At 72.3% G+C, this 26913-nt stretch carries 22 protein-coding genes and 1 pseudogene; 10 read left to right on the forward strand and 13 right to left on the reverse strand.

Annotated elements, in window-relative coordinates; genetic code table 11:
- Positions 1 to 388 precede the first annotated feature (388 nt).
- Positions 389 to 928 (forward strand): annotated as a pseudogene (locus ACGF2Y_RS29485) (site-specific integrase); the annotation flags it as partial.
- Between the two features lie 105 nt (positions 929 to 1033).
- Here the strand turns inward: ACGF2Y_RS29485 and ACGF2Y_RS29490 are convergent.
- From ACGF2Y_RS29490 to ACGF2Y_RS29505, 4 genes are all read right to left on the reverse strand, one after another.
- Entirely contained in the window at positions 1034 to 1894 is an 861-nt protein-coding gene (locus ACGF2Y_RS29490; RefSeq protein WP_392953652.1) for an Fpg/Nei family DNA glycosylase, read from the reverse strand.
- Between the two features lie 36 nt (positions 1895 to 1930).
- Positions 1931 to 3295: a wax ester/triacylglycerol synthase family O-acyltransferase gene (locus ACGF2Y_RS29495; protein WP_392953654.1), complete on the reverse strand. Its 1365-nt coding sequence runs from the start codon at positions 3293 to 3295 to the stop codon at positions 1931 to 1933.
- A gap of 124 nt (positions 3296 to 3419) precedes the next feature.
- Positions 3420 to 5483, reverse strand: coding sequence for a SpoIIE family protein phosphatase (locus tag ACGF2Y_RS29500; RefSeq protein WP_392953657.1), 2064 nt, complete (start codon positions 5481 to 5483; stop codon positions 3420 to 3422).
- Between the two features lie 81 nt (positions 5484 to 5564).
- Positions 5565 to 6671, reverse strand: coding sequence for a DUF6777 domain-containing protein (locus ACGF2Y_RS29505; protein WP_392953660.1), 1107 nt, complete (start codon positions 6669 to 6671; stop codon positions 5565 to 5567).
- A gap of 171 nt (positions 6672 to 6842) precedes the next feature.
- Between ACGF2Y_RS29505 and ACGF2Y_RS29510 the strand changes: the two genes are divergently transcribed.
- From ACGF2Y_RS29510 to ACGF2Y_RS29520, 3 genes are read left to right on the forward strand one after another with little or no spacing between them, the layout of a single operon-like run.
- A complete protein-coding gene (locus ACGF2Y_RS29510; RefSeq protein WP_392953663.1) occupies positions 6843 to 7703 on the forward strand; it encodes a YndJ family protein in 861 nt (286 codons plus the stop codon).
- Positions 7700 to 8212, forward strand: a complete 513-nt coding sequence (locus tag ACGF2Y_RS29515) for a DUF1990 family protein (RefSeq protein ID WP_392953666.1) — start codon at positions 7700 to 7702, stop codon at positions 8210 to 8212. Before ACGF2Y_RS29510 ends, ACGF2Y_RS29515 begins: the two co-directional genes overlap by 4 nt.
- 22 nt (positions 8213 to 8234) lie before the next feature.
- Positions 8235 to 9689, forward strand: a complete 1455-nt coding sequence (locus ACGF2Y_RS29520; protein ID WP_392953669.1) for a lipase maturation factor family protein — start codon at positions 8235 to 8237, stop codon at positions 9687 to 9689.
- Positions 9690 to 9705: 16 nt separating this feature from the next.
- Here the strand turns inward: ACGF2Y_RS29520 and ACGF2Y_RS29525 are convergent, their stop codons facing one another.
- On the reverse strand, positions 9706 to 9882 hold the full coding sequence (locus tag ACGF2Y_RS29525) for a hypothetical protein (protein WP_392953672.1): 177 nt from the start codon (positions 9880 to 9882) through the stop codon (positions 9706 to 9708).
- Between the two features lie 359 nt (positions 9883 to 10241).
- Positions 10242 to 11726 carry an SDR family NAD(P)-dependent oxidoreductase gene (locus tag ACGF2Y_RS29530; protein ID WP_392953675.1) on the reverse strand — a complete coding sequence of 495 codons (1485 nt, stop codon included), beginning with the start codon at positions 11724 to 11726 and terminating at the stop codon, positions 10242 to 10244.
- Between the two features lie 255 nt (positions 11727 to 11981).
- Between ACGF2Y_RS29530 and ACGF2Y_RS29535 the strand changes: the two genes are divergently transcribed.
- A complete protein-coding gene (locus tag ACGF2Y_RS29535; RefSeq protein ID WP_392953677.1) occupies positions 11982 to 12875 on the forward strand; it encodes an RNA polymerase sigma factor SigF in 894 nt (297 codons plus the stop codon).
- A 394-nt stretch (positions 12876 to 13269) separates the two neighbouring features.
- Positions 13270 to 13725, forward strand: coding sequence for an ATP-binding protein (locus tag ACGF2Y_RS29540; protein ID WP_392953850.1), 456 nt, complete (start codon positions 13270 to 13272; stop codon positions 13723 to 13725).
- Between the two features lie 43 nt (positions 13726 to 13768).
- Here ACGF2Y_RS29540 and ACGF2Y_RS29545 read toward each other — a convergent pair whose 3' ends face one another.
- A complete protein-coding gene (locus ACGF2Y_RS29545) occupies positions 13769 to 14179 on the reverse strand; it encodes a RidA family protein (RefSeq protein ID WP_392953680.1) in 411 nt (136 codons plus the stop codon).
- Between the two features lie 341 nt (positions 14180 to 14520).
- Entirely contained in the window at positions 14521 to 15225 is a 705-nt protein-coding gene (locus tag ACGF2Y_RS29550) for a (2Fe-2S)-binding protein (RefSeq protein ID WP_392953683.1), read from the reverse strand.
- A 244-nt stretch (positions 15226 to 15469) separates the two neighbouring features.
- Here ACGF2Y_RS29550 and ACGF2Y_RS29555 point away from each other — a divergent pair, with 244 nt between their 5' ends.
- Positions 15470 to 16633, forward strand: a complete 1164-nt coding sequence (locus ACGF2Y_RS29555; protein ID WP_392953686.1) for a DMT family transporter — start codon at positions 15470 to 15472, stop codon at positions 16631 to 16633.
- On the opposite strand, the gene ACGF2Y_RS29560 is transcribed toward ACGF2Y_RS29555, so the two are convergent.
- Both ACGF2Y_RS29560 and ACGF2Y_RS29565 read right to left on the reverse strand, forming a co-directional pair.
- Positions 16603 to 17964: a transglycosylase family protein gene (locus tag ACGF2Y_RS29560; protein ID WP_392953689.1), complete on the reverse strand. Its 1362-nt coding sequence runs from the start codon at positions 17962 to 17964 to the stop codon at positions 16603 to 16605. The genes ACGF2Y_RS29555 and ACGF2Y_RS29560 overlap by 31 nt on opposite strands.
- Before the next feature lie 540 nt (positions 17965 to 18504).
- Positions 18505 to 19650, reverse strand: a complete 1146-nt coding sequence (locus tag ACGF2Y_RS29565) for a S1 family peptidase (RefSeq protein WP_392953691.1) — start codon at positions 19648 to 19650, stop codon at positions 18505 to 18507.
- Between the two features lie 422 nt (positions 19651 to 20072).
- Here ACGF2Y_RS29565 and ACGF2Y_RS29570 point away from each other — a divergent pair, with 422 nt between their 5' ends.
- Both ACGF2Y_RS29570 and ACGF2Y_RS29575 read left to right on the forward strand, forming a co-directional pair.
- The gene (locus ACGF2Y_RS29570) at positions 20073 to 21143 is read left to right on the forward strand and encodes an SCO7460 family lipoprotein (protein WP_392953853.1); all 1071 of its coding nucleotides are present in this window, start codon (positions 20073 to 20075) and stop codon (positions 21141 to 21143) included.
- Positions 21144 to 21244: 101 nt separating this feature from the next.
- Complete coding sequence (locus ACGF2Y_RS29575) at positions 21245 to 21817, forward strand: GNAT family N-acetyltransferase (RefSeq protein ID WP_392953694.1); 573 nt, start codon at positions 21245 to 21247, stop codon at positions 21815 to 21817.
- Positions 21818 to 21858: 41 nt separating this feature from the next.
- Here ACGF2Y_RS29575 and sigJ read toward each other — a convergent pair whose 3' ends face one another.
- Complete coding sequence (sigJ, locus tag ACGF2Y_RS29580; RefSeq protein ID WP_392953697.1) at positions 21859 to 22749, reverse strand: RNA polymerase sigma factor SigJ; 891 nt, start codon at positions 22747 to 22749, stop codon at positions 21859 to 21861.
- 113 nt (positions 22750 to 22862) lie between these two features.
- Between sigJ and ACGF2Y_RS29585 the strand changes: the two genes are divergently transcribed.
- Positions 22863 to 23225: a hypothetical protein gene (locus ACGF2Y_RS29585; RefSeq protein WP_392953700.1), complete on the forward strand. Its 363-nt coding sequence runs from the start codon at positions 22863 to 22865 to the stop codon at positions 23223 to 23225.
- 169 nt (positions 23226 to 23394) lie between these two features.
- Here ACGF2Y_RS29585 and ACGF2Y_RS29590 read toward each other — a convergent pair whose 3' ends face one another.
- Together ACGF2Y_RS29590 and ACGF2Y_RS29595 are read right to left on the reverse strand one after the other, a co-directional pair.
- On the reverse strand, positions 23395 to 25119 hold the full coding sequence (locus ACGF2Y_RS29590; RefSeq protein WP_392953703.1) for a carboxylesterase/lipase family protein: 1725 nt from the start codon (positions 25117 to 25119) through the stop codon (positions 23395 to 23397).
- A gap of 261 nt (positions 25120 to 25380) precedes the next feature.
- Entirely contained in the window at positions 25381 to 26856 is a 1476-nt protein-coding gene (locus tag ACGF2Y_RS29595) for a UDP-N-acetylmuramoyl-L-alanyl-D-glutamate--2,6-diaminopimelate ligase (RefSeq protein WP_392953705.1), read from the reverse strand.
- Positions 26857 to 26913: the final 57 nt, after the last annotated feature.

Here is a 26913-nt window from a genome sequence, read left to right on the forward strand (position 1 = left end):
ACTGTCTCCGCGTCATGCACACCGGACTACACGATCCACCCCCGAAGCGAGGGCGAATCCCGCAGATTGATCACGACTCGATACAGGCCCTAGTGGGGCGTTCCGCATCCACATTAATCCGCTGTTGGGGCAGCGGTCGGTGGCAAGTCTCAAGACGTCCGACATTCAGGCGTGGGTGAACAACCGGTCGAAGGTGCTGTCCCCCAACACTGTCAGGAACAAGTACGTCTACCTGCGGGCGGCGCTTCAGAGCGCGGTCCTGGACGGACTGATAGCCAAGGACCCCTGCCAGGGGGTGAAGCTTCCGACCGTGCACCGAAAGGAGGTGCACCCACTGCCCCCTGAAGTCGTGTCAGCGCTCGTGACCGGGGCTCCGGAGAACCACCGGATGCCGTTGCTCGTGGCGGCAGCTACGGGGCTGCGTCAGGGGGAGCTGTGGGGTCTGGAGCTTGACTCGGTGGACTTCACCAAGGGTGAGATCACGGTGCGGCAGCAGCTCTACTCACCCGACAAGGGTGATCCGTACATCACCACCCTGAAGAGTGCGTCTTCGGTTCGTGTGGTGCCCGTGGCGCAGATTGGCATCGACGCGATTCGGGCGCACTTGGAGCAGTTCCCGATTGCCCCTGTGGTGATCGAGGACCGAAGCAACCCGCGCAAGCCGGTAGAGCGCAAGGCGAACTTGATCTTCCTGAACACCAGCCTTCGCCCGAACACCAGGGGGCAGTGGCGTCACGTGTGGGCAGCCACTGTGCAGCGGGCGAACACGCTGCTCAAGGAGTCCGGGTCTGCGCTGAAAGTTCCCGCAGGTGCCACGATGCACGATCTTCGGCACTTCTACGCTTCGCTGCTCATCCACCACGGGGCATCCGTCAAGGTCGTGCAGCGGAACCTTGGGCACGCCAAGGCGTCTATGACCCTGGATGTGTACACGCATCTGTGGGACGCCGCTGAGGACACCACCCGTGACGCTGTGACTCAGGGACTTGCGCTCATGCAGAGTGCCCCGGTTGTGCCCTCGGAGCCCAAGCAGCTACTTGAGAAGCCGGGAAAGCCGCCTGTCAGCAAGGGGCTTCCCGCCGGTCTGGCAGGTGGGGCAGTACTGCAGCGAGGAGTCGCTGAAGGAGACCTCCAGGATGGTGTCCCCGCAGACCGGGCAGGCCTCTCCGGTACGTCCGTGGACCCGCATCCCGCTCTTCTTCTCAGCCTTGAGCTTCCCCGCCTCCAGACCGCCGGAGCGGGCCACGGCGTCCTTGAGCGTGGTGCGCAGCGCGGTGTACAGCCGGGTGACGTCGTCCTCGCCGAGGTCGGCGGTCCGTTTGAACGGGGACATCTTCGCGACGTGCAGGATCTCGTCGCTGTAGGCGTTGCCGATGCCCGCGATGAGCGACTGGTCGCGCAGCGCGCCCTTGATCTGACGGCGCTCCCCGGCGAGCAGCGCGGCGAGCGCGTCCCGGTCGAAGGCGTCGGCGAGGGGGTCCGGGCCGAGGCGGGCGATGCCGGGGACCTCCATGGGGTCGTGGACGAGGTGGACCGAGAGGCGCTTCCTGGTGCCCATCTCGGTCAGGTCGAAGCCGTCGCCGTCCGCGGTCACCAGGCGCAGGGCGAGGGGCCCCTTGCCGGGGCGGGGCGTGGCGGCCGGGAAGGAGTCCTTCCAGCGGAGCCAGCCGGCCCGTGCGAGGTGGGTGCACAGGTGGAGCCCGCCCGCCCCGATGTCGAGGAACTTGCCGTGCCGGGCGACCGAGGTGACGGCCCGGCCCTCCAGGGCGGCCGGCGGCGGGTCGTACGTCTTCAGGACGCTGATCGCCAGCGGCAGGACGCGGGCGATCTCCTTGCCGACCAGGTGGTCGTCGAGGAAGACCCGCAGGGCTTCGACTTCGGGCAGTTCGGGCATGGCTCAAGCCTGCCGCAGCCGGTGTGCGGCTGCCTGTCAGGACACCGGTGCGCGATGCGTGCCGGTGATGAGGGCGTACAGCTCCGTGAACTCCTCCTCGACCGCCGCGGCGAGCCGGTCGAGGTCGGGCAGCGCCTTGCCGTCGGCCACCAGACCCACGTGCACCCGCCCGCCGTAGGCGGAGAGGGCGACTGCCAGGGACTGGCCCCGGGCCAGCGGCGCCATGGGGTAGAGGGCGGTCAGCGGGCAGCCGCCCAGCGTGAGCGCGGAGCGGGGCAGCGGCACGCTGGTGACCAGTACGTCGAACAGCACGCGGGCGGCGTTGGCCGCCAGCGGTGCGCCGAACCGGTGGGCCAGCGGCGGCAGTTGGTCGGCGAGTACGGCCACGGCTCCGGCGCCCTTCAGGGGGCCCGCCGCCTTGTTGCGGTCCATCGCGCTCCGGACCTCCCGGAGCCGCTCGCGCGGGTCGGCCGCGGTGACCGGCAGGCCGAGCAGATAGGCGGAGAGCCGGTTGCCGGTGGCGGTCCCGCCGGGCCCGCGCCGGGAGACGGGGACCAGGGCGCGCGGGTCGGCGGCGGGCAGCGGCTCGCCGCGCTCGGCCATCCAGCGGCGCAGCGCCCCGGCGACGACGGCGAGGAGGATGTCGTTGGCGGTGCCGCCCTCGGCCCGCCGGATCCGCCGGAGGTCCTCGGCGTCGAGGTCGGCGGTGGCCAGGCGCCGGGTGCCGCTGGAGGGTGCGGTGAAGGCGGTCGTGCCGCGCAGGTCGAGGCGGCCGGCGCGGACGACGGAGGCCCCCACGCCGAGCGCCCGGCCGACCTCGCCGATCCGCCCGAGCGCCATGCCCGCCATCTCACGGGGGTCGGGCAGCCAGGAGCGCGGCGGGCGCGCGGCGCGACCCCGGACCGTCGTCCGGGCGCTGGTGACGGCGGCGATCTCGTCGAAGATCCCGGCCCCGATGGCGACCGCCCGCATCCCGTCGGCCAGGGCGTGGTGCAGCTTGACCAGGACGGCGAAGGGCCCGCCGGCCGCGCCGCCGATGAGATACATCCGCCAGGGCGGCAGCCCGCGTCCGAGCGGCCGCTCCATCAGTTCGCCGGCCAGCCGGGTGGCCTGCGCCATGAAGTCGCCGTCGTCCACGACGACGCGTTCGACGTGCCGGTGCACGTCGAAGTCCTTGTCCACCGCCCAGGCCTTGCCGCCGACCGGCAGCAGGACGTCCCGTACGCACATGCGCAGCCGGGGGATCGCGGCGGCGCGGGTCCCCAGCAGGTCGAGGATCCGCTCCGGACCGGTGCCGGTTGCTCGGGCGAAGACGGCGAGCGCGCCCAGGTGCATCGGGTGGGCATCCGATTCGAGGTGCCAGAAAGCGAGATCGAGCGGGGCGAGAAGCTCGGTGGCCAACGGGGATCCCAGGTCGTCGAGGGCGGCAGGGCCGGGTGCGGCCGGTGCCCCGCAGTCAATCCTTTGCGGTCGGTCACGGTCAAGCAACGACATGTTACGTACTGTTACGTCCCTGCGCCGGGGTTCAGCGCGCCGGGATCAGGAACTCGCACCACACGCATTTGCCGCTGCCCCGGGACTCCACGCCCCAGACGTCGGCCAGCCGGTCGACCAGCATGAGGCCGCGCCCCGACACTCCGAACTCCCCCGCGTCGCGGCGCCGGGGCAGGGCGCTGGAGCGGTCCTCGACGTCGACGCGCAGGCGTCGCTCGGTTCCGGCGAGGACCCGGATCGTCACGACGGCGCCGCCGTCGGTGTGCATGAGCGCGTTGGTGATCAGTTCGTCGGCCGCGAGCTCGATCTCGTCGGCCCGGTCCTTCGCTCCCCAGGCCCGGACCGCGGCCCGGATCATGTGCCGGGACGAACTCAGCGCCTCGGGGTCGTTCTGGGCGACGTGCTGCTGGAGCCGGCCGCCCGGCTGCGGGGCGTGCGCGGCCCGGCGGCGCAGCAGCAGGACCGCGACATCGTCCTGGCCGCCGCGCCCGTCGACGGCGTCGCAGAGCTCGTCGGCCAGCTTCTGCAGGTCGCGGGGGCCATGGGTGACGAGTGCGGTGAGCAGTTGCATGCCTTCGTCGAGGTCGGAGCCCGGCAGCTCGACAAGGCCGTCGGTGAACAGGATCATCGTCTGGCCCGGGTCCAGCTCGACCGTGCCGACCGGGTATTCGAGCCGGCCGAACTCCGCCGAGAGGCCGAGCGGCAGTCCGCCCTCGGAGGGCATCCTGCGGCAGCTGCCGTCCACGTCCCGCACCAGCGGGTCGACGTGCCCGGCACGGACCAGCTGGACGACGCCGGTGGTGAGGTCGACCTCGGCGTAGGTGCAGGTGGCGAAGCGGTCGGTGTCGAGTTCGTGGAGGAAGACGGAGGCGCGGGCCATGACCGTGGCGGGGCTGTGCCCCTCGGCGGCGTACGCGCGCAGGACGATCCTGAGCTGCCCCATGACGGCGGCGGCGTGGGTGTCGTGCCCCTGGACGTCCCCGATGACGGCGCCGACCCGGCCGCCGGGCAGGGGGATCAGGTCGTACCAGTCGCCTCCGATGTCCCGGCCGAGGCGGGCCGACCGGTAGCGGACGGCGACCTGCGCCCCGGGCACGGCCGGGATCCGGCGCGGCAGCATCGCCTGCTGGAGCCCCTCGGCGAGGTCGTGCTCCTGCTCGTAGAGCATCGCGCGCTGGAGGCTCTGGGCGATCGAGGTGCCGAGCGCCATCAGCAGATTGCGTTCGTCGGCGGTGAAGCCCGCCTTGTCCCGGTAGAGAAGACCGAGCGCGCCGATCGGGCGGGCCTGGGCGATCAGTGGCATGTAGGCGGCCGAGGTGATCCCGAGGTGGCTGATGTCGGGCCACAGGATCGGGTAGGAGGCGGCGAAGTCGTCGGCGGACTCGATGAAGCGCGGGGCCAGCGTGCGGACCACTTCGCTCATCGGGTACTGCTCGTCCACCCGGGTGTACCGGGTGCCGGGGACGTACGCGCCTTCGGGGCCGTCGGCCACGAGGTGGATGCGGCCGGACTCCAGCAGGCCCATGACGAGGCTGGTGGCTCCGAGGTGGGCGAGCCCCTGGGAGTTCTTGAGGACGGCGATGACGTCCTTGACGGTACGGGCGTGGGCCAGCGCGGCGGTGGTGCCCTCGACCAGGCTGGTGCGCCGGCGGCGCTCCTCGTCCACCTCGCGCCGGGCGGTGGAGTCGGCCAGTTCCTGGGTGGCGTCGCGGACGATCCCGATGATGCGGCGCGGGCGGCCGGTCCCGTCCCGGCGGACGAAGCCCTGGGTGTGGGTCCAGCGCAGCGTCCCGTCGCGCCGCTGGATGCGGAAGTACGCGCCGTAGTTGGTGCGACCGCTCTTCAGGGCGTGCGAGACCATCCCGTCCAGCCGCTGGGCCTCGTCCGTCGGCACGCGCGGCGCCAGCGAGTCCGGCCGGCCGTCGTACTCGTCCGCGGTGAGGTCGAACACGTCGAGGGCAGGCCGGTCCATGTGCATGAGGCCGGTGTCAAGATCCCAGTCGAAGCTGCCCATACGGTTCAGGGCGAGGCTGAGGTCCGGGTGGGCGGGCCAGTCGTCGGGGAGTGACAGGGCACCCGCTACCCGATCATCCATGTGGGCCACTCTGCCACCATTTGTCTGATTCTTCTTGTCTGATTTCCCGACCGGCTCCTCGACCGGCACCCATGGGACGGATCAGCCGGCGAACACGTCACCGAGACCCGCTTCCATCGGCTCTTCCGGCCCTGCGGGCTCCACCTGCCCGTCGGGCGGGGCGGGCCCGTCCGGCTCGGCGGGGAAGACCTGGGTCGGCTCCGGCGCGACGTCGGGGTCGCCCTCCTCGTACTCCCACGGCCCTTCGGGCGGTGTGTCGCCGGACGGCTCCGGGGGCCCTGGGTCCGTCGGCCCTTCCGGCTCGGAGGGGACCGCGTCGGACGGAACGGGGTCCGGGGGCGCGGACTCCCAGGGGCGCTCCGGTGACGGGAAGAGCAGGTCGACGTCGGGCTCGAAGGGCGGCGGGTCGTCCGGGCTGCGGTCGCGGCCGCCACTGTCGCCCATGGCCCGTTCGATCCAGGTGCGGTCGTCGGTGTCCACGATGATCAGGCTGGTGGCCGCTTTCAGGCCGGGCTCGACGGCCACGATGCGCGCGGGGTCGTAGCCGGGCCAGCGCTCACCCCGGTGGGCGACAGTCCCGTCGGTGACCACGGGCGGGCCCAGCGGGTTGCCGCAGACACAGCGGACGCGGGGCATGCCCCGGCTGTCGACCAGGACGGCGGTGCCCGCCTGGAGCACGGCCTGGAAGGCGGTGGCCGAGCCGGCGCTGTAGCCGTGATTGGTGACCTGGGCGTCGGCGCGCAGGACGACGGGGGTGAGGGACTTCAGGTAGCCCGGGATCTGCACGGCCTCGATGTCGGCCGCGCCGGCGAAGGCGCGCGCCTTGTCCTCGCCTTCGGTCAGGAGGGCGGACTGCCGCTCGACGTCGCAGGCGGCGACCGACCGGGTGCCGCCGTAGAGCCCCGGGGCGGCGCCGGAGACCGGATGGACCGTCCGGGTGGCGGAGGTCGGTTCGGCGTCCGGCGCTCCGGTGGGGGACGGGGAGTCCGTCGCCCGCGCCGTGGACGTGGTGAACGGTCCGGGGCCGGGTGACGTGAGCGACTGGAGGAGGACGTCCTCGGCCTCCGCGGTGCCCGTGGTGCCTTTCGCCGTACGGTCGCCGCCGTCGCCGCAGCCGGCCGCGGCGAACAGCACCCCGGCGGACAGCGCGGCGAGCGCGGTGCGCCGGAAAGGTCTGGGTGAGCGCACAGAGCTCTCCTGCCTGTCCCTGTGGAACGGAGTGGGTGTCACCATCTGTGCCGCACCGGCCACGGACCCGCAAGCGGACGACCGGCCCCCACCCCGGTCTTGAACGTGTTCAAGAAACCCTCTACTCTCACTTCCGGGACTTGAACATGTTCAAAGCAGGGGGGAGAACTCGTGTCCGCACTGGTCAACACCATCGTGATGCTGGGCATGCTCGTCGTCGTGCCGGCGGGGCTGCGGCTGACCGAACGACAGGAACTGGACCGGATCCGCCGGCTCTGGCCCCTCTTCGCCGTACCGGGCGCGGTCGCCCTCTGGCTGCCGCGCGGTGCCACGGCCACGGTGCTCGCCTGCTGCTACGCACTGGGCACCGTCCTGCTGGCCCTCCATGCCCCGCGCCGGGCGGTCCGCGGCCGGGACCTCGACCCGGCGGGGATCGCGCTGCTCACCGCCCTGGTCACCCCGGCCGTCGCCGCGACCGCCCTGGTCGCCGAACGTGCGGGACACGAGCTGCTCGGGTTCGACCTCGGCATCCTCGCGCTCACCGTGCCGCACTTCCACTTCGCCGGATTCGCCGCCGCACTGATCGCCGGCCTGGTCTGCCGGGTCTCCGACGGCCCCGCGGGCCGCTTCGCCGCACTGAGCGTGCCCCTGGGCACCCTGCTCGTACTGGCCGGCTACTTCATCGGCGACTGGGCCGAGCTCGTCGGGGCCGTCGTCCTCACCGCCGGAATGTGGACGGTCGGCCTGCTGACCTGGCGCATGGGGCGCACCGGGAGCCGGGACCGGACGACACGGATCCTGCTGCTCACCTCCGCCGCCATCCTGGTGGCGACCATGCTGCTCGCGCTGAGCTGGGCGCTCGGCGAGGCGACCGGACTGCCCCACCCCACCCTGACCTGGATGGCCGCCACCCATGGCCTGGGCAACGCGCTGGGCTTCGCGCTCTGCTCACTGCTGGCCTGGCGGCGCATCCGCGCCCAAGGAACCATCCGCACCGAAGCACCCCACCGCACCGGAGGCAGGACCGCATGAGCACCCTCAGCTACCCGGAGGTCGGCGCGACCCGCCTCGGCCCGCTCCCCCGGGGCTACCACCACCTCCACCACCGCACCCGGATCGGCCGGGGCGAGGCGGACTTCGCGGCCGCCGGCGCGGCGATCACCGAGTGGCGGATGCACCGCGCCTCGGGCGCACGGGTGGAGGCCCCGGCCCGGCGCGCGGAGCCCGGCGGCAGCGTCCGGATCTCCCTGGGCCTTGGACCGCTGCGCTTCACCGCCCCCTGCCAGGTGATCTGGACGGCGTACGGGGAGGACGGCCGCACCGGCTTCGCCTACGGCACCCTGGCCGGGCATCCGGAGCGCGGCGAGGAGTGCTTCGTGGTGGACCTGGCGGACGACGGCACCGTGTGGTTCACGGTGCTGGCGTTCTCGCGCCCCGCCTCCTGGTACACCCGGCTCGCCGGCCCGCTGGTGCCGCCCGTGCAGCACTGGTACGCGCGCAGGCTCGGCCGTACGCTGCGCCGGATCGTCGCCGCGAGCTGACTCCTGGCCGATACTGGCAGAGATGGAGTGGTTCACCGCGGACGGCTACTGGCTGAGCCGGCTGATCTTCCAGCGGGCTCTGGCCGTGGTCTATCTGGTCGCCTTCCTCTCCGCCGCGCTCCAGTTCCGGGCGCTGATCGGCGAGCGCGGCATGCTGCCCGTGCCCGAGCTGCTGCGGCGCACGCCCTGGCGGGCCGCTCCTGGGCTCTTCCGGCTGCACTACTCGGACCGCTTCTTCGCCGCCGTCGCCTGGAGCGGCTGCGCCGTCTCGGTGGCCCTGATCGCCGGTCTCGACGGTCTGCTGCCGCTGTGGGGCGGCATGCTGCTCTGGGCGCTGCCCTGGGTGCTGTATCTGTCGATCGTCCAGGTGGGGCAGGTCTGGTACGGATTCGGCTGGGAGTCGCTGCTGCTGGAGACGGGGTTCCTGGTGGTCTTCCTCGGCAGCGGGGACACGGCCCCGCCGGTGCTGGTGCTGTGGCTGCTGCGGTGGCTGCTGTTCCGGGTGGAGTTCGGCGCGGGGCTGATCAAGATGCGTGGGGACGCGTGCTGGCGCGAGCTGACGTGCCTGGACTTCCACCACGAGACGCAGCCGATGCCGGGGCCGCTGAGCTGGTTCTTCCACCATCTGCCCAGGCCCGTGCACCGGGTGGAGGTCGCCGCCAACCATGTCACCCAGCTGCTGGTGCCCTTCCTCCTGTTCACCCCGCAGCCGGTGGCGAGCGCGGCCGCCGGCCTGATGGCCCTCACCCAGCTCTGGCTCGTCCTGTCGGGGAACTTCGCCTGGCTGAACTGGCTCACCATCGCGCTGGCGCTCTCCGCGATCGACTGGACTCCCCTGGCCGGACCGCCGCCCGCCCAGGTCCCGCCGCCGCTCTGGTACGAGGTGGTCGTCATCGCGGTCACCGTCCTGGTGCTGGTGCTCAGCTACCGCCCGGCGCGCAATCTGCTCTCGCGGCGACAGGCGATGAACCGGTCCTTCGATCCCCTGCACCTGGTCAACACCTACGGGGCGTTCGGTTCGATCAGCCGGATGCGGCTGGAGGTCGTGGTGGAGGGCAGCCCCGATCCGGTGGCGCACGAGGGCGCCGAGTGGCGGGAGTACGGCTTCCGCGGCAAGCCGGGCGATCCGCGCCGGCTGCCGCGCCAGTTCGCCCCGTACCATCTGCGGCTCGACTGGATGATGTGGTTCGCGGCGCTCTCCCCCGCGTACGCGCGCTCCTGGTTCGGGCCGTTCGCCGAACGGCTGCTGGAGGGCGACCGGGACACGCTCCGGCTGCTCGCTCACAACCCGTTCCCCGACGCACCGCCCCGGCAGGTGCGCGCCCGGGTGTTCCGCTACCGGTTCACCGGGCTCCGGGAGCTGCGGGCCACCGGTTGCTGGTGGCACCGCACCTATGTCCGGGAATTCCTGCGGCCCGTCTCCCGGCCGCTGCCGCCGGAGCGGGAGGGCGGGGGGACGGGCCGCAGGACGCGCTGAGCCGTCGGCCGGTGCTTCAGTCGATGCCGGGAAGGATGTGCGGCTCGGCGAGGTCGTCCTCGTATCCGGCGAGCCGGATCGGGGCGGACCTGGCCCAGACCTCGATGTTCCGCAGCTTCTCGGGGCGGCCGGGCCGCTCCTTGTTCCGTTCGGCGGGGCGCATTTCGCGCTCGGTCAGTTCCGGTGTCGTCACCGCGCACTCCTTCGTGTCGCGTCGCCCGGGGCGTCGCCTTCGCTCCGGCAGCGATGCCGGGGCGCGACCGCCCCGCGCGGAGCAGGGGTTGGGATATGTCGGTCGCGGTGGCGCCGGTTGGGGGTGGGGCAGCAGCCGGGTTACCGACCATGTCCCAGGACGGTCGAGGAACCTTCGTGGGCTCCTCGATGGCGTCCGTTCGCCTCAGCGTAACCAAATGAGCGCCTCCGCGCTCGATAGAACGTGTGCAGTAGGTCACTTTCGGCCATCGGGGTACGCGAAAACCCGGCCCAGGGAACATCCTGGGCCGGGTTCGGGGCCGCCGCGCTCGGACCGGCGGGCCGGTTGAGCCGTTCGGGTTACCAGTTCGCGGGGGCGTAGTCCTTGAGGAAGCAGCCGTAGAGGGCCTCGCCGCTCTCACCGCGCACGATCGGGTCGTAGACCCGGGCCGCGCCGTCGACCAGGTCGAGGGGGGCGTGGAAGCCCTCCTCGGCGAGGCGCATCTTGTCCGGGTGCGGGCGCTCGTCGGTGATCCAGCCGGTGTCCACGGCCGTCATCAGGATGCCGTCCTTCTCGAACATCTCCTGGGCGCTGGTGCGCGTCAGCATGTTGAGCGCGGCCTTGGCCATGTTGGTGTGCGGGTGTCCCGCACCCTTGTAGCCGCGGCTGAAGACGCCCTCCATCGCCGAGACGTTGACGACGTACGCGTGCTTCGCGGTGGTCCTCGCCATCGCCGGACGGAGCCGGCTGATCAGGATGAACGGTGCGGTGGAGTTGCAGAGCTGGACTTCGAGGAGCTCGATCGGCTCGACCTCCTCGACCGTCTGGATCCAGCTGTTGCTGTCATGCAGGTCCGGGACGAGGCCGCCCGCGTCGATCGCGGTGCCCGCGGCGATCCGGGCCGGCGAGGCGGAGCCGGTGACCAGGGCGAGGTCCGTGACCTCCTGGGCGCTCAGGCCCTCCTTGCGGGCGGCGGGCAGCGCGGCCACCCGGTCGACCGTGCCGCTGCCGAAGGTGCCGATGACCTCGGCGACCGGCAGTTCGCCCGCGGGCAGCGGAGCCGACTCGGCGCCGACCAGCTCGCTGTAGGCCCCCGGGGAGCGGCGGACGGTCTGGGCGGCGTTGTTGATCAGGATGTCGAGCGGGCCCTCGGCCGCGACCGAGTCGGCCAGCGCGACGACCTGGGCCGGGTCGCGGAGGTCGATGCCGACGATCTTCAGCCGGTGGATCCACTCGTCGCTGTCCTCCATCGCCTTGAAGCGACGGATCGCGTCGTTGGGGAAGCGGGTGGTGATGGTGGTGTGCGCGCCGTCGCGCAGCAGCCGCAGCGCGATGTACATGCCGATCTTCGCCCGGCCGCCGGTGAGCAGCGCCCGGCGTCCGGTCAGATCGGTACGGGCGTCGCGGCGGGAGCGGTTCTCCTTGGCACAGGACTGGCAGAGCTGGTGGTAGAACGCGTCGACCTCGACGTACCGCGTCTTGCAGATGTAGCAGGACCGGGGCCGCTGGAGGATGCCCGCGATCTCGGCCTGGGCGGAGGAGGAGGGCAGCACGCCCTGCGTCTCGTCGTCGATGCGCTCGGCCGAGCCGGTCGCCGTGGCCTCGGTGACGGCCCGGTCGTGGGCGGTCTTCGCGGCGCGGCGCTCCTGGCGGCGGCGCTGCTTCACGGTGCGGTAGATCCCGGCGGTGGCCCGGCGGACGGCGATCGCGTCCGGGTGGTCCACCTCGATCCGGTCGAGCTCGTCGAGCACGCCCAGGCAGACGGCCAGCCGCTCCGGGTCGATGCCGGGACCGAACTCCTCGATTCCGGGAGCGAGCTCCGGGCTGTCCTCTGTCACCGTCATTGCCGTTCCTCTGTCATCTTCTCGCCGCGGATCGTGGATCACCGCAGGCCGAAACACCCCGCCCAAGTTTGCCATGCGCGGGCCACTGCTCCGTTCGAGCGGTGTACGAGCGGCCCCGGCGGAAAGGCGCGGGAAGGACGGCGGGAGAGGCCGCGGGAACGAAGTGGAAGGAAAGAAACGGAACAAGGGGCGCATGACCTGGCGGGGACCGGGCAGGCGACCGTCCGACACATCGGGCAGCAGGAGGGTGACACCATGACGGCGATGTCAGCGCGAGCCACCGGGACGACGACGCCGCTGAGCGACGGCCGGACCGGTGCGCGGACGGCGGACGTCACCGGAGAGCTGCCCTGGGTCGAGGACGCCGGAAAGATCGCCCCACAGGACGCACGGGCCCTGTCGAAGATCTTCTTCGACCGGCTCCAGGTCCTGGAGGAGGGTACCCACGAGCACCAGTACGCGCGCAACACCCTGATCGAGATGAATCTCTCCCTGGTGCGCTTCGCCGCGTCCCGGTTCCGCAACCGCGGCGGCGACACCGAGGACATCATCCAGGTCGGCACGATCGGCCTGATCAAGGCGATCGACCGGTTCGACCTGTCCCGCGAGGTCGAGTTCGCCACCTTCGCGGTGCCCTACATCGTCGGGGAGATCAAGCGGTTCTTCCGCGACACCACCTGGTCGGTGCATGTGCCCAGGCGGCTTCAGGAGCTGCGGGTGGACCTCGCCAAGGCGAAGGAGCAGCTCTCCGCCGAGCTCGACCGCGACCCGACCGTCAAGGAGCTGGCCACCCACCTCGGCCTCCCCGAGGAGGAGATCATCGAGGGGCTCGTGGCCGCCAACGGCTACTCGGCCGGTTCGCTCGACACTCCTTCCGCGGACAGTGACTCGGGCCAGGAGCAGCGGGCGTACGCCGATGTCCTCGGCGAGACGGATCCGGCCATGGAGACCGTCGAGAACCTGCACACGCTGGCCCCGCTGCTGGACCGGCTCGATGACCGGGAGCGCAGGATCGTGCAGATGCGGTTCGGGGCGGAGATGACGCAGTCGCAGATCGGCGAGGAGCTGGGCGTGTCCCAGATGCATGTGTCACGGCTGCTCAGCAGGATCGTCCAGCAGCTGCGCAAGGGAATGGGCGTCGAGGCGTAATCCTGCGGGGAGGTTCCGCCGGAAGAGCGTCCCGTGCCGGATCCCGTGCCGGATCCCGGTCGGCGGCGTACACGAGGACGAGGACTGGCACCTGACCGTGTCGGACGACGGGATCGGGATCGCGCCCGAGTTCGCGGACAAGGCGTTCGCCCCGTGAGGCCTTCGGGGGCCACAGGACCCTCAGCGCCCCGCACGTCGTACGCGACGGGCAGGGCGCTGGACTTCCTCCACCGGCGCGGCGATGCGCCGGGCCGACGGGTTCCCCGCGACCGTGGTGCGGTTGCGCGGACGTGCGTAGGATCGGTCCGGATCTCCTGGAGTGGGATTCTTCGCCAGGGGTAGACGCATGGCGGAAAAGGTCTCCGACCTCACTGCGGCGCCCTGGCTGGAGCACATGAACGAACAGGTCACCTCCCCACCGCAAGACCCGGGTCTGGGGCTGGCTTCCGCCGAGGTACTGCTCAGCGCAGAGGTCTTCGACGGCGAGCCCGGCTGCATCGCGCTGGCCCGTGCGCTCGCCGACCGTTTCCTGACAAGACTCGCGATGGAGTGCCTCGCCTCTATCGGCGAACACACGCGCAACGACCTGATGCTGGCCGTGAGCGAGCTGGTCACCAACGCCGACCGCTACAGCCACGGCCCCTATCTCCTGGAGCTGGAGGGCAACGCGCAGCTCATCAGCATCACGGTGTACGACAGCAGCACCGCGATGCCCGTGCTGTACGCCCCCGACCCGTCCCGCCTGGGCGGTCACGGCATGGAGATCGTCGTGGCCCTGTGCGACCGGCTCACGGCCGAGCTGGTGCCGGTGGGCAAGCGGATCCGGGCGGAGTTCCAGCTCAGCACCTGAGCCCGGCCGGCGCTCCCCGCCCGTCCGCACTCCGGGGCCCCCGTCAGGCGTCGAGGACGGCGACGGCCTCGACCTCCACCAGGTGTTCGGGGATGTCCAGGGCCGCGACGCCCACCAGCGTGCCGGGCGGTACGGGGGTGGTCCCCAGTCGCGCGGCGGCCCGGGACACCCCCTCCAGGAACAGGGGCATCTTCCCGGGCGCCCAGTCCACGACGTACACGGTCAGCTTCGCCAGGTCCTCGAAGGTGCCGCCGACCGCGGCGAGGGCCGTGCCGATGTTGACGTAACACTGCTCGACCTGCGCGGCGAGGTCGCCCGCACCGACGGTGGCTCCCGCCGCGTCCCGGGCGACCTGTCCGGCGATGAAGACCAGCTTCGATCCGGTCGCGACCGATACCTGCTGGTAGGCGCCGATCTCCGGCAGTCTGCTCGGGTTCACCAGGGTGATGGCCATCCTGCCCGCCTCCTCGTTCCGGGGGACATGCCCCCTCTGCTCCACCGGACCGGCCGGTGCCGGTCACTCGTGGTTACTCGGGAACCGTAGGAGAGTGGCCGCTGACATGGAAGAACGCACTTTTCGGTGACGGGGGAACCTCATGGTGACCAAGCAGTTCAGCGGCTCGCCCGAGACGCGGACCTGCGGCGCGCGGACTCGCCGGCGCGGGAGATCTTCTCCGATGTCGCCGGCAAGTGGGCGCTCCTGATCGTCGAGGCCCTGGGCGAGGGCACCCTGCGCTTCACCGAGTCGAGGCCTCCCGCCGCTCCTTCGGCGCGCCTCAGCCTTCCGGCCGGCGGCTACCGTCCCGCCGCGGCCGGTCCGGGCGCCCGGTCGAACACGCAGTCCCCGCACAGCCCGCCACCCGGGCAGCGCCAGTACAGGCAGCAGCTGCGCCGCCGGAACGCCGGGCCGTGCGGTGCTCCGGTGTCGCGCAGCGCCTCGTCGTCGAAGAGTTCGGCCGCCAGCGCCCGCGCCCGTGCGGCCACGTCCGGCCGGTCGTGGGCGCGCGCGAAGGCGACGAGTTCGCGTACGGCTCCGGCGAGCGCGGATCCCGCGTTGCCCCACAACAGCCGCGGGGAGATGTTCCCGTCGCGCCGGAACGCCTCGGCCAGCGGGACCAGATGCCCGTACTGGACCTCCTCACGGATCCGGGCGGCCGTGCCGGGCAGCTCCGTCGTCCCCGCGAGCCACAGATCCTCCGGCGAGGTGGACGACGGGTCCCAGTGGAGGGCTCCGGGCGGCAGGGCGGGGATCCGCCCGAAGAGCGCGGCGGAGCCCAGGGCGACGGACCAGAGCCGGGCGGCCAGCCCGAGATGGGCGATGGAGGCGGCGACCCTGCGCTCGGGGGCCGCGAGGCGCGTGGCGACCTTGTCGACACGCGCGGCGAGAGGACCGTTCTCCCCCGCGTACAACCGCTCCAGCGGCCGGTGTCCACCGCCCGGCACCGGGGTGGTCCGCAGTGCGAAGAATCCCCCGACCGACCCCAGTAGCACCAGGTCCATGCCCTGCTCCCCCTCGGTTCCCGGTCCGTCTGCGGACCGCTCCCGCGACCGGCCGTACGGACACCGGCCGTGCCGTCCTCGCGGCTCACCGTATCCGCCGGGCGGTAACTTCTGACGGCTGGGGGCGGCAGGACTACCGTCGGGAGGAGGACGTCGGTCCGACGGGTGTACTACTGGGGCAGTATGCCGAAGTGCAGTCTCAAGGACGACGACGTGGGGCCCCGGACGGGACATCGTGGTGTACATGAGTTCCCTTGCGTTGTCCGTGCTGCTGTCACTGATCTCCGCGGTCGCCTACGCGGCCGGTGCGATCATCCAGGAGCGCGTGGCCGCGACCGGTGACAACTCCTCGCGTGCTCTGGTGCGCAACGGCGTGTGGTGGGTCGCCGTCCTCCTCAACGGCACGGGTGCGGTTCTGCACGTGGTGGCGCTCGCGTACGGACCGCTCAGCCTGGTCCAGCCGCTCGGCGCGCTGACGATCGTCTTCGCCCTGCCGATGGCGGCCCTGTTCGTCGGGCGGAGAGCCGGGGCGACGGCCTGGCGCGGCGCGCTGATGGCGACGGCCGGGCTCGGCGGACTGCTGGCGCTCACGGGGAACGCCGCGCCGCACACGCTGAACGGTCCCGAGCAGATCGCGCTGGCCTCGCTGACGTTCGGGGCCGTCGGCGCGCTCGTCGTGCTCGCCCGTACGCTGCGCAGGCCGGTCCTGCGCAGCATCGTCCTGGCCACGGGCGCGGGCGCGGCGTTCGGTATGGCCTCGGTGTTCACCAAGACCGTGGCCGTGGAGTGGACGTCCGGTTCGCTCCGCTCGGGCGTCCTGCCGCTGCTGGTGATCGCCGTGCTGGCGGCGGCGGGCCTGTTCCTGTCCCAGGCCGCCTACCGGGGTGCGGGGCTGACGGCTCCGCTCGCGACGGTGACGGTGGTCAACCCGGTGGTGGCCGCCGCGATCGGCATCACGCTCTTCGGCGAGCACTTCCGCCTCGGTGTCCCGGGCACCGTCCTGGCTCTCTCCTGCGGAGCCGTGGCCGCCGGCGGTCTGATCATGCTGACGCGGGAGCGGCTGAACGCGGAGCACGCCCAGGAGCGGCGGACGTACCCCGAGGCGGCAGCCCCCGTCGGGCAGCGCGCGGCCCCGGCCGCCGGCTCCGCCTCTGGCGACGCGATGCCCGGCGCGGAGGGACGGGAGGACGGTCACTCCTCCCCGTCACCGGTCGTGCCGGGGCCCGGGTCGGGGCGGCCGGCCGTGGCGCACATGTCGTCGCCCCTGCCGCCGGGGCACGCGGTGCCGCAGGTGGAGTTCGGTACGCAGGGCCCGCTCGCGGAGCAGCGGCGGCGCGGCGGAGCCACTCTGCGGCGCTCCCCCGCCGAGCGAACGGTTCAGACCCTGACGCCGCCCGCCCGGAGGTAGGCGAGCGGGTCGATGTCCGAGCCGTAGCCGGGGCCCGTACGGATCTCGAAGTGCAGGTGCGGGCCCGTGCTGTTGCCCGTGGAGCCGGAGCGGGCGATGCGCTGCCCGCCGGAGACCGACTGCCCCGCGCGCACATGGAGCGCGGAGAGATGGGCGTACTGGCTGTACTTGCCGTCGCTGTGCCGGATGACGACCTCGTAGCCGTACGCTCCGGCCCAGCCGGCCGAGACGATGCGTCCTGGGGCCACCGACTTCACCGATGTCCCGGTGGGCACGGGGAAGTCCACCCCCGTGTGATACCCGCTGGACCAGGAACCGGCCTGCCGGTAGGCGGTGCCGGTGCCGGCCGCCACCGGGGCGCTCAGACCGGAGTGCTTCACGGCGCGCTCCGGAGCGGGCTGCTCCTTCTCGGGGGCGGCCTTCTTCGGCGCTTCCTGCTTCGGCGCTTCTTTCTTGGGCGCTTCCTTCTTGGGCGCTTCTTCCTTGGGCGCCTGTTGTTTCGGGGCGTCCGGCTGGGGCGTTTCCCTCTTCGGCGCGGCCTGCGCGGGTGTCTCTTTCGTGGGTTCGGCCGCCGGGGGCTTCGGGGCGGTCCGCCCCGCGGGCTTTCCGGGGCTCGTCGGCTCCCCCGCCTTTGGCGCCCGGCTCCGGTCGAGGCTCAGCCGCTGTCCGGGGAAGATCAGGTCCGGGTCGTTCCCGACGACGGTGCGGTTGGCCGCGTAGAGGCCCTGCCAGCCGCCGCGTACCCGCTGGGCGGACGCGATCCCGGAGAGGGAGTCGCCGCTCGCGACGGTGTACGAGTCACGCTTGCCCGGTACCTGGGTGGGCGTCGCCGTGGCCGGACGGGTCTGCGGCTGCCCGGTCGGCGCGCTCTGCGGAGCCGCGGCCTGGACGGGCCGGGTTCCCGCGCTCTGCGTGTCGGCCCCCGCCTCCGGCGCGGTCCCGGGCGCGTCCCCGCCCCGGGTGAGCCCCGCCCGTACGGAACAGGTGGGCCAGGCGCCGGGGCCCTGGCCGTCCAGCACCTTCTCGGCGACGGCGATCTGCTGGTCCCGGGTGGCGAGATCGGCGCGCGGCGCGTACCGCGTGCCGCCGAAGGCCACCCAGGTGGAGCCGCTGAACTGCAGCCCGCCGTAATAGCCGTTGCCCGTGTTGACGGTCCAATTGCCGCTGGACTCGCAGGCGGCGACCTTCTCCCAGACCTCACCCGAAGCGGCCCCCGCCGAGGCCGCGGCGATGAGCGGGAGCGCGATGCCCGCGCCACCCGCCGTCACCGCGAGCGAGGCACGGTTGATCCGGCTGGGCTGATACCTGCGGTGCCGTCCGGTCGCGGCCATACTTGGCTCCCCCACTGGCTTTGGGACATCTCGCAAGGGGCAACGTAGGTCGGGGCTGCGACTGATCACAAGCAAAACGTGATACTCGGCCGCGCCGGGACCGTCCGTGGCCGAATATCGCCCCACAAAACCCGACAGAGACCACATCCGGATCCGGCATGAGCCACCAACTTTCCTCTCCCCGGGATGCGTTCGCGGGATGGGGTCGCGGGATGGGTTTCGCGGGATGGGTTTCGCGGGATGGGTTTCGCGGGATGTTTTCAGGCCCGCCGGGCACTTCGGGCCGGCCGGGCTCGCATCGCCACTTCACGGCCGATTCCGGCTCCGCACGGCCCCCGCCGCCCCGCCTGCTGCGGCAATCCCCGCACCGGGACGGCAGCGCCCCCGCAGGAAGGCGGCCCCGCCCACCGGCGGGACCGCCCACTCCTGCCTTCGCCGGCCGATGGCATCCGGCCGTCCGGGACCGCTCGCGGCCCCGGCGCCCTCATCCGCCGGCGGGAGCCGCTCCGCCGGGGAGGGCGGCGGGACGGCTTCCCCGGATCATGCGGTGTGCAGGGTCAGCCCGTAGCGGTTGAGGATCTCGTTGACCGGCTGGTACCAGGTCTGCCCGCCGCCGGAGCAGTTGCCCCAGCCGCCGGAGGTGACGCCCTGGGCCTGGTCGCCGCTGATGAACGAGCCGCCGGAGTCGCCGCCCTCGGCGCAGACGCTCGTCTTGGTCATCTGGTGCACGGCGCCCTGGCTGTAGTTGACGGTCTCGTTCTTGGCGAGGACGTTGCCGCAGTGCCAGTGCGTGGTGGAGCCGGAGCGGCAGATCGAGGCGCCGATCGGCGCCTCGTTCGAGCCACGGACGAGCTGGTCGGAGACGGCTCCCCAGCCGAGGACGACCGGCACGGTCCACCAGCCGTTGGCCACGTTCACCCAGGCGTAGTCGTTGCCGGGGAAGGACGAGCCCTGGAAGTGGCCGATGGCCGAGCCGTCCCAGCCGCGCACGGACTGACCCGCGCCGCCGCAGTGCCCGGCGGTGACGAAGCCGCCGTGGACGGAGAAGCCGATCGAGCAGCGGACGTTGCCCGTGTAGTACGGGTCGCCTCCGACCGTTCCCGCGGCGAAGGTCTGCGGGACTTCGGCGGTCGTCTCCACGGTCACGGGCCCGACCTCGCGGGCCTTGGCGACGAAGGACCGGACATCGTTGTCACCCTGTTCGGACGCGACGACGTTCACGATGACGCTGCTGGCCGCCGGGTCGACATGCCAGCTGCTCACTCCGGCCGGTGCGGGCAGGGCGTCGATCCGTGCCTTCGCGGCGTCGAGCCGCGCGGCCGAGTGCTTCACGAGCCGGGCATCGGCCCCGGCGGCTCGTACGGCCCCGGCCTTTTCGGCGTTCGTGACGGCGACGACCAGCTTGCCGGTCCTCGCGTCGAACCAGGAGCCGCCGAAGGCGGAGCCCGCGGCGCGCTGCGCCTTCGGCTCCAGGGCGGTGGCCGCCTTCTCGTCGGCGAGCCTCGCGCGGGCCTCGGCCTCACTGAGGCCGAGGTCGCGCTGCATCGCGGTGAGGAGGGCGGCGGAGGCGGGAGGCCGCACGGAGTCGGTGGGGGCGGCGGAGGCGGACGACGGGCCGGCGGCGGCCCAGGCACCGAGGAGCAGGAGTGCGGACAGACCGGTCCGCAGCACGGTTGCGTGTTTCAAGGGAGTGACCCTTCCTGTTGTTCCAGCGACGTGGGGTGGAACGGGAGGCATCCGGGAGCGCATGGTGGTCGTGCCGCGTGAGAGCGCTCTCAGACATGTCGTCCCGGACTGTAGCGGAGTTCAATAGCCAGGTCCATGCCAATTGCACGATCGGCCGGGAGGGGGTGTGCGAGGACGCCGCGCACCGGGGCCTGAGTAGGTGTACTCATCCGGCCCGCAGACACGCGTCCTACTGTCTGTCACAGGAACAGGGGGCGGGACCAAGGGCCGGGCCGGGCGGTGGGACCACGGAGTGGGCCCAGGGAGTGGGCCCAGGGAGCGGGCCCAGGGAGCGGGCCCAGGGAGCGGGCCCAGGGAGCGGGCCCAGGGAGCGGGCCCAGGGAGCGGGCCCAGGGAGCGGGCCCAGGGGGGAAGAGCAGATGATGACCGGATCACGCCGCAGGCGGTGGAGAGCCGCACTGACCGCCGCACTGACCGCCGCACTGGCGGGTTCGCTGGTGGTACTGCTGGGCGCGTGCGGAGTGGTCGACACCGAGGACGACCGCCGGGCGGCGGAGGAACTGGCAGGGAAGCACTTCCCGGGTCAGCTCAGGGCGATCGGAGTACGCACGCTCTTCCCGGGCTCCGGCGGCTCGGAGGTCACGTTCGCGGTCACCGACGACCGCGACGCCGTGGTCCGGCTCCGCATCGACGCCGACAGGACGGACGGGACCGACAAGCCCGACACGGCCCTGTGCGACCGCAAGGACTGCGCCGGCGTGCTGGCCGAAGCGGTGAAGCGCGGCCGGCAGCGGGCCGAGGACTTCCGGGCGCTCAAGGGCGCCTTCGACGCGTGCGGCTACGAGGTCGTCGCCCTCGGCCCGACCGGCGCCCCGCCCTACGTCGTGGCCGAGCCGACGAACGCCACCGTGACGAAGGTGCTCGGCGAGATCGGGGAGTGCGTCCAGCGCTGGGTCACGGCGAGCGGGGCCGACAGCAAGGCGGCGAAGGCTCGGGCCTCGTACGTGAACGTGGTCTCCCCCTCCGTCGCGGACCGCCGCCATCGGGGCAAGGACTCCTGGCCCACGCTCATGCGGCTGACCCGGCCGGACCTGCTGGCCTCGCTCACCAAGCGTGCCTATTTCTCGGCGAGTTACGAGATCGAGGCGGGCCGGGTCGACACGACGGGCAGCGCCCGGGTCGTCCGCCCGCGCCGGGAGAGCCGGAAGTTCGGCGACACCGTGCAGAACGCGGTGAAGGAGCAACTGCGCGCCACCTACCCCCGGGTGGTGATGAGCACCTACCAATGGATCTGGCGACTGGAGCCGGGCCGCGTCGACCGGCAGACCGGTTACGTCCTGTTCTGCCCCGAGCCGGACACACGCGGGCGGTGCGTCAACAGCGACGACGCGGCCCTGGTGACCACGGACGAGCACGGCAATCCGGTGGGGAAGATCCGGCTCGTGCACGACGTGCGCGAGGGCACCGGGGCGCTGCGGCTGCCGCCGCACTAACGGCTCGGGCAGCGCCCCCTTGCCTCTTGGTGGCCGGCGGCGGGGTCCCCCGGCGGCTCCCCAGCGGGTGTCACCGGGTGCGTCGTGGCATCGTGGGCGCCATGGCCATCACCGTCCGCCCGGCTTCGGCCTTCGAGGATGTTCGCACCCTGGTCGGTCCGAAGTCACCCGGGGCCAACGTCTGCTGGTGCCTGAGCCACCGGATTCCGGCCAAGCTCAACAACGAGCTTCGCGGGCCGGCCCGCGGTGAGTATGTCGCCGAGCTGTGCCGTGCGGAGCCCCCGCCGGGGGTGCTCGCCCACGACGGCGACGAGCCGGTCGGCTGGGCCGCCGTGGCGCCGCGCTCGGACACCTCCTTCGCGCGCAGCCGGCGTATCCCGTACGTCGACGACCTGCCGGTCTGGTCGCTGTGGTGCATCCGCGTACGCCCCGGTCATCGCGGGAGGGGGATCTCGCACGCCCTGATCGCCGGTGCGGTCGAGTTCGCCCGTGCGCACGGCGCGCCGGCGATCGAGGCGTACCCGCTCGACAGCGGTGGCACCCGGGTCGACACGACGATGGCGTACGCCGGGATCCGGAAGAACTTCGAGCGCGCCGGGTTCACCCACGCCGCCGACACCACCTCGGTGCTGGCCGGTCACCCTCGCGTCCTCATGCGGCTCGACCTGCGCTGACAGAGCCGACGGAGCCGACAGCCGATCGGGGCAACGGTTCGTCAGCGCCCCCGGCGAACCGCCCACGGCCGCAGCTTCTCCGGATTGCGGACCACCCAGATCCGGGAGACACGCCCCTCGGCGACATCGAACGAGGCCACGGTCACGACGACGACGCCACGCCGCGCCACCAGGCCCGGCACACCGTTGACCGCCCGCTCCAGGAGTTCGAGCCCCGGGGCCCGGTCGGCGATGGCGACCATGTACGGGGCGATGCGCGCGCCTCCTTCGATCGGGCGCGGGGCCGCGCCGACGAGACCTCCGCCGTCGGCGGTCATCACGGCGGCCGGGTCGAGGAGAGCGACGAGGGCTGCGATGTCCTTGTTCTCCCATGCCTCCTTGACGCGCCGCACCGCGTCGGTCCGCGCGTCCGCCGTCACCGGAGCCGGGGCGGCGGGCACCCGCCGCCGGGCGGAGGCCGCGAGCTGCTTGCAGGCGGCGGGGGTTCGGTCGAGGACGCCGGCGATCTCGGCGAAGGGGTAGCGGAACACATCGTGCAGGACGAACGACACGCGCTCGGCGGGAGTCATCGCCTCCAGGACCACGAGGAAGGCCATGGTCACCGATTCGTCCAGGACCATCTGGTCGGCGGGGTCGGAGCCCCGGTCGTGACCGCGCCCGACGGGGTCGGGCAGCGGATCGGGCAGCCACGCGCCGACGTAGCGTTCGCGCCGGGCCCGCGCCGAACCGAGCACGTCCAGACAGATGCGGCCGGTCACCGTCGTCAGCCAGGCTCCGGGCGACACGATCTCGTCCCGCCGGCTCCGTGGCAGCGCGTACCAGCGCGCGTAGGCCTCCTGCACGGCGTCCTCGGACTCGGCCAGCGAGCCGAGCAACCGGTACGCCACATTGATCAGTTGGCCGCGCTCACCGGCTATTCCCCCGGCGCTCACCCCTGCCGTCCCATGTTCCCGACCGCCCCTCGCCTTACCTTTCACCGGCCCGCGTCGTCGGGCTGGTGAGACCTTATCGATCGACTGCCCACGGGCAGAAAACGGAGCATGGCATGGCCATCCAGGTGACAGCACGGCACGGCTTCTCGTTTCTGCGGATCGCGATCACTCTGCAGACCCTGACCATCTTCCTTCAGGCGGTCTCCTCGGGGCTGCTGATGACCTCGGCCTACGGAGAGCTGCTGCACAGCGTCGGAGCACGCGTGATGTACGGGGCGTCGATGCTGTACGTGCTCGCGGCGGTGCTGGCCTGGAAGCCGGGCGGCGGCTCGCCCCGGCCCGTCCTGCACGCGTCCGGCTTCCTGGCCCTGGCCTCGGTCCAGGTCGCGGTCGGCATCGCGCATATTCCGTCGGTCCATCTCCCCCTGGGCGTCCTGATGTTCGGGCTGAGCGTGCTGGCCCTGGCACGGCGCTGAAGCCCGCCACGGCGCGCACGGCGTCGGTGACGGGGGTTCCCGGCTTGGCCGTTTGCCGCTGTCCGGAACGCGTCACCGGCGCCCGGCCGTACGCCCCCAACCTTGACCACTTCGTGAAGCTGTGCCAACGGCTGAGCACCGTCCCGTTGCCGCTGGGCGGTGCTGACCCTCAGGGCGCCAGCAGGGGCAGGCCGGCCGTACGCCACAGATCACGGAACCCGCCCTCCGGCCCTCGCCCGAGCCCGTCTTCAGGTCCGTGACCGTGCTCCGCCCCGCGCACGCCCTCGGCCCGCGCTCCTCCCGGGTGCCGGGCCGCGTCCGCGTCCGCCTCCTCTTCCGCCGTACGCCAGACCCGTACCGCCGCCCCGTTCCCGGCAGGTCCGTCGAGGGCGCTCCAGCCCGGGTCGCCGTGGGCGGCGAACTCGGCCCAGGCACGGGTCATGCGCCGGGAGAGCTCCTGGTCGGCTGCTCCGGGCGGGCCTCCGACGAGGAAGTGAACGCTCTCCTCATGGAGGTTGCCGAACGCGAACGGAATGTCCGAGCAGTGCCAGGCGCGTACCCGTTGTCCCGCGCGGTCCCGGCGCCGGTCGAAGCGGGCGAGGAAGGACCGGCCGCCCGCCAGGGCGTGGGCCTCGGCGAGGCGGGTGCTGTACTCGGCGAACAGGAGGCCGGAGTAGAGGGACAGGTAGACATCGAGAACCGGCGCGTCCGGCAGGCGCTCGCGGTAGCCGTCGACGAGTGACGCCGGGAGCCCGAAGTCGGCGGCGAAGGCGGCCAGTTGCTCCTCGGCCGTGATCTTCGCGCTGCTGCCGACCGCGTCCATGAGCCAGTACTCCTCCGTGGCGTGGCAGACCAGCAGCTCCACCGCACCGCCCGCTCCGGACGCCAGTGCCTCCAGCGGGTCGGCGGTCAGAAGAACACCGTCGGCGACCGGACCGTAGATCGCCGGGTCGTAGTGGCGCTGCCCCGAGCCGGGGTCCTGTGTGTACCGCTCACAGACCCGGTCCGAGGCGGCCACGAGAACCTCCGGCGGGGCGGCGAGCAGCCCGGCACTGGTGGCGGGCACCCCGGCCGCTTCGGCGACCTCGGCAGTGGTCCGGGCCGCCTGCTCCACCGTGGCGAAGGCGTTGACGGCACTGTGCAGGACGGCTCGGCGGAACAGGCCGCGCACCCGGCCGGCCACCGTCAGGCAGGCCACGGAGGTGGCGCCCGAAGACTGCCCGGCCAGGGTGACCCGGTCGGGCGAGCCGCCGAACGCGGAGATGTTGTCGCGGACCCATTCCAGGGCGGCGATCTGGTCGAGCAGGCCCCGGTTGTCGGGGAAGGGCCCGCCGCCGCTGTCACCCTCGGGGAAGGGCGTGGCGGTGCCGTCCGTGTCGGGCAAGGGCGTGCTGCCGTCGGCGTCGGCGAAGGGCATGCTGCCGTCGGTGTCGGCGAAGGGCATGCTGTCGTCGGCGTCGGGCACATGGCCGAACCCCTCGAAGCCGAGGCGGCTGTTGACGGTGACGACGACGAGCCCCCGGCCCGCCAGTGCGGTGCCGTCGAAGTCGGGCTGGGCCGAGGACCCGAAGACGTACGCGCCGCCGTGGATCCAGACCAGCACGGGCAGGTCGCCCGGACCGTCGGCGGGCGTCCAGACGTTCAGCGTGAGGATGTCCTCGTCACCGGGCGACCAGACCGGCGCGCCCGGCAGTTCGGCCGACTGGGGAGCGATCGGCCCGAAGGCGGTGCAGTCCCGCACGCCGTCCCAGGGTTCCGGCGGCTGCGGCTCCCGGAACCGGCGGGCGCCGAACGGCGGGGCCGCGTACGGGAGTCCGAGTACGGCGACGATGCCGCGATCCCGGGCGGTGCGCCGCCCCCGTACCCGCCCGGCTTTCGTCGTGAAGACGTCCACGGCTCTCGCTCCCCTGCTCCTGCCCCGTCCGGCTTTCGGCGCGACCAGGCCATCGTCCCAGGTCAGCGGGAGTCTGTGCCACCGGATTGATCCCGGGCCAAGGGCTGTCCCGCAATCCCTGGTGGATCAGCGCGCGGCCTCGGATTCGGTGCGTCGCAAGGCGGAGGGACGTCCGCATACTGGATGTATTCGGGCGTTCCGACAACGCGGCGAGGTGCCGTAGCTGCCGTCGTGCGCCCGTCAGGGATGACGGGACAGCCCTTATGCGCCGATCAGCTCACGCACGGTGGCCATGTCGCTGAACGGCAGCAGTTCGCCCCGGATGCTCTGGTGCGGTTCGCTGCCCTTGCCCGCGATGAGCACGATGTCGGCCGGCCCCGCCTCCGCCAGCGCGGCGGCGATGGCCGGGCGGCGGTCGGTGATCCGCTCGAAAGGTGTCCCGGTCGACGCGATGCCCACGGCGATCTGGTCCAGGATCGCCTCGGGGTCTTCGAAACGGGGGTTGTCGGAGGTGAGGACGCACAGGTCGGAGTGGGTGCCGGCGATGGCCCCCATCTCGGCGCGCTTGGTGGTGTCGCGGTCGCCGCCGCAGCCGAAGACGGTGATGACCCGGCCCCGGGCGAAGCCCCGGATCGTGGTGAGGACCTTGCTGAGGGAGTCCGGCGAGTGGGCGTAGTCCACGATCACCGAGGCGCCGCCGGGGGTCTGGAGGCGTTCGAAGCGCCCGGGAATCTGCGGCATCCGCTCCAGCGCGTCGACCAGCCCGGCCAGACCGTGCCCGAGGACGTGGCAGGCGGCCACCGTGGCCAGCGCGTTGGAGACCGAGAACCGGCCCGGCGCCGGGATCGCCGCCGGGTACTTGCGGCCGTCGTGGTGCAGGGTGAACCGGGTGCCCGAGGCGTCCACGGTGAGATCACTCGCGCGGTAGTCGGCGTCACCGTCCAGCGCGTACGTGGTCACGGCGTCGGGCATCAGCTCCCGGATCCCGGCGCCCACCGAGTCGTCGGCGTTGACCACGGCGCGGCGGCACAGCCCCTGGAAGAGGCGGAGTTTGGCGTCCCGGTAGTTCTCCATGGTGCCGTGGTCGTCGAGGTGGTCCTGGGTGAGGTTGGTGAAGACGCCGACGTCGATGAACGTACGGTCCAGACGGTGCGTCAGCAGCCCCATCGAGGTGGCCTCCAGGACGACGCTGCCGGTGGCACGGTCGCGCATCTGTCCCAGCAGATACTGGAGATCGGGCGATTCCGGAGTGGTGAGCACCGAGGGGGGCATCGGGATGGGCTCGTCCCCGATCCGACTGCCCGCGGTGCCGATCACCCCGACCCGGACCCCCTCGGCGAGCCGCAGCACCGACTCGGTCATGTACGAGACGGAGGTCTTGCCGTTGGTGCCGGTGATGGCGATCAGGTCCATCGCCCGGCCCGGCTCGCCGAAGTAGCGCGAGGCGAGGACCGCGGCCGCCCTGCGGACGTCGGGGACGCGTACGGCGCACACGTCGCCCGCCGCCGCGGGCAGCGGCGGCGCCTGTTCGTCGACGAGTACGGCGACCGCGCCGCGAGCGACGGCCGGAGCGACGGCAGCCGGGCCGCCGGCGGCATGGCCGGGCACCGCGGCGAAGACGGAACCGGGGGTGACCCGGTCCGCGTCGAACGTCGCTCCGGCGGTGACGTCCGTACGGTCGGGGGTTCCCCGCAGCACGTGGTGGACCTGCCCGGCCATGAGGTCGCTCAGCTTCACGATGATCCCTTCGAGTGCGGCGCCGGCCAGGTGGTGCGGCCGTCGCCGGGAAGCGGC

The organism is Streptomyces sp. NPDC048142, from assembly GCF_043202835.1.
Taxonomy (GTDB): Bacteria; Actinomycetota; Actinomycetes; order Streptomycetales; family Streptomycetaceae; genus Streptomyces.

Bases quoted from the DNA above. Each gene is read 5' to 3' on its own strand.
- ACGF2Y_RS29490 (WP_392953652.1), bottom strand. From the start codon at position 1,894: ATGCCCGAACTGCCCGAAGTCGAAGCCCTGCGGGTCTTCCTCGACGAC.
- ACGF2Y_RS29500 (WP_392953657.1), bottom strand. From the start codon at position 5,483: ATGGATGATCGGGTAGCGGGTGCCCTGTCACTCCCCGACGACTGGCCC.
- ACGF2Y_RS29515 (WP_392953666.1), top strand. From the start codon at position 7,700: ATGAGCACCCTCAGCTACCCGGAGGTCGGCGCGACCCGCCTCGGCCCG.
- ACGF2Y_RS29520 (WP_392953669.1), top strand. From the start codon at position 8,235: ATGGAGTGGTTCACCGCGGACGGCTACTGGCTGAGCCGGCTGATCTTC.
- ACGF2Y_RS29530 (WP_392953675.1), bottom strand. From the start codon at position 11,726: ATGACGGTGACAGAGGACAGCCCGGAGCTCGCTCCCGGAATCGAGGAG.
- ACGF2Y_RS29535 (WP_392953677.1), top strand. From the start codon at position 11,982: ATGACGGCGATGTCAGCGCGAGCCACCGGGACGACGACGCCGCTGAGC.
- ACGF2Y_RS29540 (WP_392953850.1), top strand. From the start codon at position 13,270: ATGAACGAACAGGTCACCTCCCCACCGCAAGACCCGGGTCTGGGGCTG.
- ACGF2Y_RS29545 (WP_392953680.1), bottom strand. From the start codon at position 14,179: ATGGCCATCACCCTGGTGAACCCGAGCAGACTGCCGGAGATCGGCGCC.
- ACGF2Y_RS29550 (WP_392953683.1), bottom strand. From the start codon at position 15,225: ATGGACCTGGTGCTACTGGGGTCGGTCGGGGGATTCTTCGCACTGCGG.
- ACGF2Y_RS29555 (WP_392953686.1), top strand. From the start codon at position 15,470: ATGAGTTCCCTTGCGTTGTCCGTGCTGCTGTCACTGATCTCCGCGGTC.
- ACGF2Y_RS29560 (WP_392953689.1), bottom strand. From the start codon at position 17,964: ATGGCCGCGACCGGACGGCACCGCAGGTATCAGCCCAGCCGGATCAAC.
- ACGF2Y_RS29570 (WP_392953853.1), top strand. From the start codon at position 20,073: ATGACCGGATCACGCCGCAGGCGGTGGAGAGCCGCACTGACCGCCGCA.
- ACGF2Y_RS29575 (WP_392953694.1), top strand. From the start codon at position 21,245: ATGGCCATCACCGTCCGCCCGGCTTCGGCCTTCGAGGATGTTCGCACC.
- ACGF2Y_RS29585 (WP_392953700.1), top strand. From the start codon at position 22,863: ATGGCCATCCAGGTGACAGCACGGCACGGCTTCTCGTTTCTGCGGATC.